Raw genomic sequence first — 7695 nt, 5'->3', positions numbered from 1 at the left:
AGAGGTATGACGTGAAATTGCTAGGCAATTGATGCCAAAAAGTAGCCACACAGTTAGATTAAATTCTGACCAAGGTGGGTAGGGGAGTTTGACACTCCCACATCGGTTTATACCGAACAAGAAGTGGAGAGGCGCGGTTTCAACCCGCCTCGTAACAACCTTGTAGAATCCCCCGTGTTTTAACCGGGGGAGATGTCAAATAATCACAATATAGCAGATTCAATGAGGGGTGTCACCCCTCATTTTTATTTTGCCAAATTGCTGTGCCTTCCACTTCCAGTTAACCATTGGCACTACCTAGGACAGGTGATGAGAAAATTTAATCAATTTTGGACAGATTTTCCCTTAGAGCGTTGGTCAACTAATACAAGCTAACAAAATGCTGAACATATGAATCAAACGAAAATCTATATCATCCCATGCCCTAATTTACCCATTTACCCCTATACCCATGATCAAATTCGATTCCGGAAGAGTTACTGAGGGTGGAATATTCTCCAATCAATTTAATAAAGGACTTAGACACCAAGACCCTTAAAACCCGGTTTCTCTTATCAGTCAAAGGCTGAAATCGGTGTAATTACCATCAATAACCTGGTTTGGGGCGTAAGTCCTATAGGATTTGTCCAATGTTACGAATTCATAGGCTTTTTAAACAAAGTTTAAGTTAAGCAAATTTCTCTGAACAGAGCCTACCAAAAGTTCGGCCAAGTTGATACATTCATAAATAGGCACACAAACCAATCGCAATTCAGGACTGTGCCTCCTGTCCTGAAAAACTTACAGCCCTAGAAACTTAGTCGTAGAGATTAACAAGACAGGTAGGGTAGGGTAGGCGTTAAATAATCATGAATGGGAGTAATTCAGTTTAATTCCCACCTACTCAAGACAACTAAAACCATGTCTAGCCCTAATTGGTCGATGTTTTAACTAGCTAGTGCTCATGATCTGAAGTATCTTTATTCAGCGTCTTAGGCTAGCCAAACTGTTAAAACATCAAAAGCCAAACCACTCAGGAAAGTAAGTAATGGAGGAATATACTTTTTTGTTGAGCGTCGGCTGTAAGACTCTGTAAACCCTAGCTAGATATTTTGTTGAATAAGTATAGCCATGAACCAGGTACCGTTACCTGGTTCATGTTCGTTTTAGCCACTATCAAAAAAAACCTAACACTTTACTAATTAGAACAGCCACCCCTTTTTCAGCTCGATTGGCCTCTTGTAGGGCGCGTTATGCTACCGCTAACACACCAATCTAATACGAGATAGATGATCGAGCTGTCTGCCTGTAGAATTGAGATCGCTATTCCTGCATCCCGGCATACAACAAACGTGCAAATAGCCGTACCCCATCATCCTGCTTCAGCTCTTCATAGGAGGGGGGCTGCCGCAAGCCCACCACCCGCAGATCTGCCAGCAATTCGGGATGAAACTGACAGGTAAACGATCGCCGAACGGTTTTACTTTCAAAATCTCTGTAATTGATGCAAGTCGCAGAACACTCTGTCAAAACCTCATCATCATCCGCCGTCGAGCACAAAATTTCAACAGCATCAGGGAGCTGGATCAGCCAATACAAAGCACTATTTGCCACAATATGAAGGCTGGGAATGAGAGTCGATCACTTTTTCGAATGGCTGCCCCTTGCCCCATTCACAGCTGGGATTCTCGGACAGTAAAGAGCGAGTCGATAGAGGATTAGACGAATGGCGATCGGCCAAAAACCGTCCCAAAAGAATGTGAACGGACTCAAACTGAGAGCCACTATAGCTCAGATAACCTGGCTTGAGTCGCCAGTTACTGGGTACCGAGTGAGTAATCATAAGAATAATTTCACATTCTCTTCAGTATCTTTGTCTTCTGGAACCCAACAAGAATCGGTTCCTAAGAAACCAAGTCTAATGGCCTTGAGGCTAGAGGTGCGACACCGAATACCAGGTAAAAACAAATTACAACACCCGCCAGAAGTTATGCTGCGGTAAATGGTGTGCGATTTGCTGGCTTTAAATCAGTATCGATAAGCATTTAAGTAAAATATCATACTCAGGGACAAGTGGCAAGGTTTCGCGCCTTAACAACTGAATAACCGTGAGGGTGGTTGATGGATTTCTGTTCCTGTCATTATTATAATTTCATACTTATCCCCTTGTTTATATAAATACACCATCCAGAGTCGAAACTTGCTTTCTTAAAGCCAATTCAATTTGTTGTGCCTTCTCAGACAACCTCTGAGAAGTATCATTTGCTACATAAAAGCCCCCGTGGGTCCCCCGAGCGAGCAATCCCTCGCTCGGGGGACTTTTACCAGCAAATTGATTCTTGTTCCCCCCAAGCGAGCAATCCCTCGCTTGGGGGGTGCATCTCAGTTTTGCAATTAGGCAAAAATTCGGGAGAAAATTCCCACACTCCCCGCGCCCCCGCCCCGCGCCCGGGCCCCACACTTGAGATCTTTTTTACAAATATGAGATGCACCCAATTTGGGGGGCTAGGGGTGCAAAATTCAGTATCAAAAAACTTTTCAGATATCCTCTCAAGAGAATAGCCAGCCTTGGTAAAAATTATTCTTGCTCATCTTATCTTATCCATTACAATAGGTATTTAGGAATATTTACTGGAGCAATAATTTCATTTTTACATAGTTTAATTGTTAATATCGTTATCATCAAAACTTAAATTTCAACAATAAAATTACCTAAAACGTACTTACTATTATATTTAATATAGACTGTGTATAAAGCAAATTTTAACAACTAAGAGCTTCCTGTATCTTATCTCCTTCCTAGCACCCCTTGAAACAGCTCTGCCTTTTTAAGGCGGACGGAAGGGGGTTATTCAGCCAGAGGGATTTAGGGGAATCAGAATTTTTTTACAAACAATATATTAGCAACCGCCCCAATACTTCTGTAACTGCTACAGGACATGGTTGCTTGCTCTTATTCACAAGGCTTTTTCTTTATAGTAAGTTGTATTCACCAAAAGCTATAGTAAAAGAACTGGCTTCAACGCCTACTACACTATGCTAGAATCTGGGAAACTCCTCCAAAATCGCTATTACCTCCAGCAGCAGCTGAATGACAATCCAGTGCGCCAGACTTGGCTAGCACTGGATTCCGAGTCTGACACGCAAGTCGTAGTCAAGCTTTTGGCTTTAGGTGGTCCCGTACAATGGGACGATTTGAAACTATTTGAGCGGGAAGCGCAAATTCTCAAACAACTGGATCATCCTCGGATTCCCAAGTATCGGGATTATTTTTCCCTCGATGAGAGTATCCTGTGGTTTGGACTGGTTCAGGAGTATATCCCTGGTCTATCCCTGAAACAACAACAGTCTCAAGGGTTTAGATTCTCTCAGCAGCAGGTAAATACTATCGCAGCTGATATTTTAAAAATTCTTCAGTACTTACATCAGCTCAACCCCCCAGTCTTACACCGAGATATCAAGCCCAGCAATCTAATTTGGGGTGAGGATGAGCAGGTATATTTAATCGATTTTGGAGCAGTGCAGGCTCAACCAACTACTGCGGGTGCCACATTTACAGTGGTGGGAACCTATGGTTATACTCCCATGGAACAGTTTGGGGGTCAAGCTGTGCCTGCTTCTGATTTGTATGCCTTAGGGGTCACCTTGATTGAACTGCTGACTGGAGTGGCACCTGCTGAGTTACCTCAGGAAAATTTGCGGATTCAATTTCGTCAACTACTCGGTTCTACTGTTGAGCCTGGCTTAGTGACCTGGCTAGAGAAAATTACAGAACCAGCTGTGGAGCGTCGCTTCAGTGATGCTAAACAAGCTACTGAAGCGCTATACACTAACCCAGTGGTTCCATCAAACAACACCTCCCCAACTGGTCTGCCAGACACTGTTGTCCGTATCCATAAATCAGCAGAACAACTGATCATTGATATCCCCTCCCACTGGGAAATGATAGTGTTCAAACCCCTCAAACATGCCCTAAAACAAGCTAGAGGGGTGCTAAAGGGGGTATTTTCTTACTCACTACAGCGGTTCAAGACCTTAGAAAAGTCTAGGCAACACCGGATATTAGTTGGTGTTGGGTTGGGAGTAGTCGTAGCAATTTTACTTGACTTATTTAAGCACCTTATTCTTCAAATATTAGTAATTTTGTTAGCAATTCCAGTATCATTACTGCCTTTAGCTATCCCAATTTTTTTAGTGATGTGGATAACATCATTAAACTCAGAAAAAGACTTTTCTGAGGCAGTTCGTATTTGTTTTGATAACAAAAAATTTGAAATTACTAAGGCATCTTTGAGCCGCAAAAAATGGGATCGAGGAGAAAATTCACAAATTAAAGAGGTTTATATTACTGCCTATAGGGATGCACAAGGTAGATACCATCGGGGGATTGCGATCACTACTCAGGTAGAACGACCATCACCCTTTGGTCAAAAATCCCAAACCTACATCTTTGGCGAACAATTACCAGAAGCTGAATTGAATTGGTTAGTTGAAGAAATCCGAGCTTGGTTAGATATCAAATCTAGTGATTCATCACCAAATGCAGAAGGTTTAAAGTTTAAGGTTGAAGGTTGAAGGTTGAAGGTTGAAGGTTGAAGGTTGACGGTTTAAGGTTTAAGGTACAAGGTTCAAGGCAAAATAAAAAACCAATCAATACCGAAATTCAGCAACTCAGGACTCAGAACTCAGCTCATGGATGACATGAAAAATGCGAACAGAAACCCCATAATCGTGGATAAGACAACGGAACTGCCTCCCAATTCATAGGCTTCTGGCATCATGGTGCTAGCCAACATTGCCAAAATTGCTCCACCAGCAGTAGCCTGAGCTAAGGCTATGAATAATTCTGGGGTATGGCTTTCTAAAACATGACCTGCCACTGCACAGATTCCGCACAGCATCACCGCCCCCATCCATAACCCAAGAATCTGAGTGGTTTTAGTTCCAGCTTGTTTCATCCCAGTAGCACTGGATAATGCTTCTGGGAAATTGGAAATAAAAACTGCTAGTAAAAATGACAAGCTGAAGTGAGAGTCCCCAGCATTCATACCGATAACCGCAGATTCAGGAATATTGTCAATCAAGGTACCGATGACAATAGCAAAAGGAGCAGAATTCTTAACTAATTTTTCTAGTATAGCTGGATCTTCTCTAATTAATAGATCCAGTTCTGCTTGAGCAATCAACTGTTGTCGCCAACGGTCTAACTTATGTTCTACGGCCACCCTAGAGTCAGTGGCAAATTGGAGTCGGCGTGCTAAGGAACGGCTGAGAGCCCAAGCTAAGTGGGGAGACCAACTCAGCACATGATTAAAATGTTCTTGGTGTAGTTGATATAACTCCATGGGAGTTTGGGCAATAACAGTGGCTGAACGGGGTTCTCCCGTGAGCAATGACACTTCACCAAATACTTCCCCTGAACCCATAGTATTAATTAATTTTTCACCTCTGAAGACTTCCGCTTTTCCGTCCACAATCATATACAGGTGATCACCAGGGGCTCCCTCCTGACAAAGAATGTCTCCAGGTTGAGCATAGACTGGTTTGAGGTAGGGAACAATAGCGTGCTTTTCCTGGGAGGGAATATTTTGCATCACCTCCACGTGGGCAATGCGATTAAGTACATCGGATACCTGTTCCTGAGTATGCTCAATTAAATAGCGACGACTAGAGGCAGGTTTGCGTAGAAAACCACCGTGCTGGTCGATATATGTGGTGATTCCAGTAAACAGGCTACCCCCCACTAGGAATCCTAGCAGGAGGGGTAAAAATCCACCATTTTCGTAAGCAGGTATGGTGATTTCAAATGCGATCGCACAAATTAAGGTTCCACTACCAAATGCCATGATGGCAGCAGAAACAGTGCGGTTCGGCTGCCAGAAAACCCCAACTAAGGCTCCCAATGCCAAACTCGAAGCTCCTAATATACCTTGAAAAAATGCGGCGGTTGCCATAGGCGGCTGGCTGCTTCCAATACTGCTTATTTTATAGCTGCATACAATAGCTCGATACAAAGTATAAAGTCTGAAGACAAAAACCATGGATGCCAAAAAATTCAGCCTTGGCCTTGGCCATAGGCCAAGCTACTTGAGGTGCCTTCATCCTTCATCCTTTGGTTGGTAGGTCATGATCGATAGAGGAATACGGAATAGTGTAGTGGCTAGTTTGGACAAGCCAAACTTAAATTTAAGGGATTTGGGTAAGTCTTGCCAGGATACTGACACAAAACCGAAACGAGTGTAAAATAACGTCAGCCAACCCATACATTCGAGATAAAGAGGCAACTCAGCCTCTTTGATTAAATTTGCCATAAGATAACTCCCTAAGCCCCGATTGCGCCACTTAGGTGCCACAACCAAACTCCCCAATTCTTGGGCATCGGGAAAGTTGCGCAATTGTCCACAAGCCACCACACGCCCCTCAAATTCAATCACCCGAAACTGGGTCCAACGTAACTGGGTAGGCTCTAGTTTAGCAATCAGAATTAATTTAAGAATTGCCCAGGTATCCTTGGCACAGGCAGGGCGGAAAATGCATCCTGGTGGTAACGATGGAGATGGTTTAGTCATCAGCTGTTGTAAATTGAATGTTTGTTAATGGTTGACCATCAACCGTCAACCGTCAACCATCAACCATCAAACCTCAACAAAAAACCACTCCACAACAAACCACTCCACAACAAACCGTCAACCTGTCAATTGATCAGTTACGAATTTCATAGGTCAGTTGTGATCTCCGTCAGCCCTGACCCAATACAATTATTGCTACACTCAAAGAAAATTATGAATGAATGCAAGAGACTGCTCAATATTCCTGTGCCTATTGTGGTGAAACCATTTTGACCTTTGTAGATCTAAGCGCTGGTGAACAGCAATCCTATATCGAAGATTGTCAAGTGTGCTGTCGTCCAAACATTTTGTATGTAAGGGTGGATCAAGAAACTCTCGATATTGAGATTGACAGCGATTATGATGGCTAACTAAAAAGCAGATTGACCCAAGTTCACTCTTGGTAAGGATTTATCATTAGATTTGTGGCTAGCATGGTGCGTCTACCCAAGACCTTGCTACTGATAGGGACAGTGGCGAAACTCACCCATTTGCTCAATCTTAAGGTAAATGCCCATGCCCACTCATGCACTATTATGCTCCAAGCATTTGCTAGGGGGACTATACGTTAACGAAGAGGAGCAACATTCGGTATTTCCTCTCAAACATACAAACGTTTACGCCAAAATTACCGGTCACCTGTCACGGGTAGAGGTGACACAGACCTTTGATAATCCTTTCAGCGAACCCTTAGAAGCGGTCTATATATTTCCACTACCGGATGAAGCGGCGGTGGATGAAATGGAAATTAAATTAAGCGATCGCTTAATTGAGGGCAATATCAAAAAACGGGAAGATGCTCAAACTATCTACGAGGAAGCTTGCAGTCAAGGGCGCACTGCGGGACTCTTAGAGCAAGAACGAGATAATATTTTTACTCAATCTCTAGCTCACATTAAACCAGGGGAGCAAATTGAGGTCACCCTTCGCTATACCGATCAGCTAAAGTTCCAGGGGGGTAATTATGAATTTGTCTTCCCAATGGTAGAGAACGAACGTCACTGTGGTATAGAGACATCTGACTTCTTCGACTTGCTGGACGCAAATCTGAGTTACTTATGCTTGTTGAGCTGCTTGAGCCTGGTTGCGAAACCCGACTTTTGGAACT

6 protein-coding genes and 1 pseudogene are annotated in these 7695 nt (G+C 43.2%); 3 read left to right on the top strand and 4 right to left on the bottom strand.

What is annotated here, in order from left to right; translation table 11 throughout:
* Window positions 1-1302: 1302 nt before the first annotated feature.
* Together F6K20_RS16195 and F6K20_RS16190 are read right to left on the bottom strand one after the other, a co-directional pair.
* Window positions 1303-1614: pseudogene (locus F6K20_RS16195) on the bottom strand (hypothetical protein); the annotation flags it as partial.
* Window positions 1583-1822 carry a hypothetical protein gene (locus tag F6K20_RS16190; protein ID WP_143764198.1) on the bottom strand — a complete coding sequence of 80 codons (240 nt, stop codon included), beginning with the start codon at window positions 1820-1822 and terminating at the stop codon, window positions 1583-1585. The pseudogene F6K20_RS16195 and the gene F6K20_RS16190, both read right to left, overlap by 32 nt.
* Before the next feature lie 1193 nt (window positions 1823-3015).
* On the opposite strand from F6K20_RS16190, the gene F6K20_RS16185 reads away from it, so the two are divergent.
* A complete protein-coding gene (locus F6K20_RS16185) occupies window positions 3016-4554 on the top strand; it encodes a serine/threonine protein kinase (RefSeq protein ID WP_287295312.1) in 1539 nt (512 codons plus the stop codon).
* 110 nt (window positions 4555-4664) lie between these two features.
* Here F6K20_RS16185 and F6K20_RS16180 read toward each other — a convergent pair whose 3' ends face one another.
* Together F6K20_RS16180 and F6K20_RS16175 are read right to left on the bottom strand one after the other, a co-directional pair.
* Window positions 4665-5933, bottom strand: coding sequence for a cyclic nucleotide-binding domain-containing protein (locus tag F6K20_RS16180; protein ID WP_008181167.1), 1269 nt, complete (start codon window positions 5931-5933; stop codon window positions 4665-4667).
* 144 nt (window positions 5934-6077) lie between these two features.
* A complete protein-coding gene (locus tag F6K20_RS16175) occupies window positions 6078-6548 on the bottom strand; it encodes a GNAT family N-acetyltransferase (protein WP_287295310.1) in 471 nt (156 codons plus the stop codon).
* Window positions 6549-6769: 221 nt separating this feature from the next.
* Here F6K20_RS16175 and F6K20_RS16170 point away from each other — a divergent pair, with 221 nt between their 5' ends.
* Both F6K20_RS16170 and F6K20_RS16165 read left to right on the top strand, forming a co-directional pair.
* On the top strand, window positions 6770-6958 hold the full coding sequence (locus F6K20_RS16170) for a CPXCG motif-containing cysteine-rich protein (protein ID WP_287295308.1): 189 nt from the start codon (window positions 6770-6772) through the stop codon (window positions 6956-6958).
* A gap of 139 nt (window positions 6959-7097) precedes the next feature.
* The coding region (locus F6K20_RS16165; protein ID WP_287295306.1) for a VIT domain-containing protein at window positions 7098-7695 on the top strand (598 nt) is incomplete at its 3' end.

It is taken from the genome of Moorena sp. SIO2C4 (assembly GCF_010672485.1).
In the GTDB taxonomy this organism is placed as follows: domain Bacteria; phylum Cyanobacteriota; class Cyanobacteriia; order Cyanobacteriales; family Coleofasciculaceae; genus Moorena; species Moorena producens.
This window is presented reverse-complemented; position numbering and strand designations above follow the sequence as displayed.

Bases quoted from the DNA above. Each gene is read 5' to 3' on its own strand.
- F6K20_RS16190 (WP_143764198.1), bottom strand. From the start codon at position 1,822: ATGATTACTCACTCGGTACCCAGTAACTGGCGACTCAAGCCAGGTTAT.
- F6K20_RS16185 (WP_287295312.1), top strand. From the start codon at position 3,016: ATGCTAGAATCTGGGAAACTCCTCCAAAATCGCTATTACCTCCAGCAG.
- F6K20_RS16180 (WP_008181167.1), bottom strand. From the start codon at position 5,933: ATGGCAACCGCCGCATTTTTTCAAGGTATATTAGGAGCTTCGAGTTTG.
- F6K20_RS16175 (WP_287295310.1), bottom strand. From the start codon at position 6,548: ATGACTAAACCATCTCCATCGTTACCACCAGGATGCATTTTCCGCCCT.
- F6K20_RS16170 (WP_287295308.1), top strand. From the start codon at position 6,770: ATGCAAGAGACTGCTCAATATTCCTGTGCCTATTGTGGTGAAACCATT.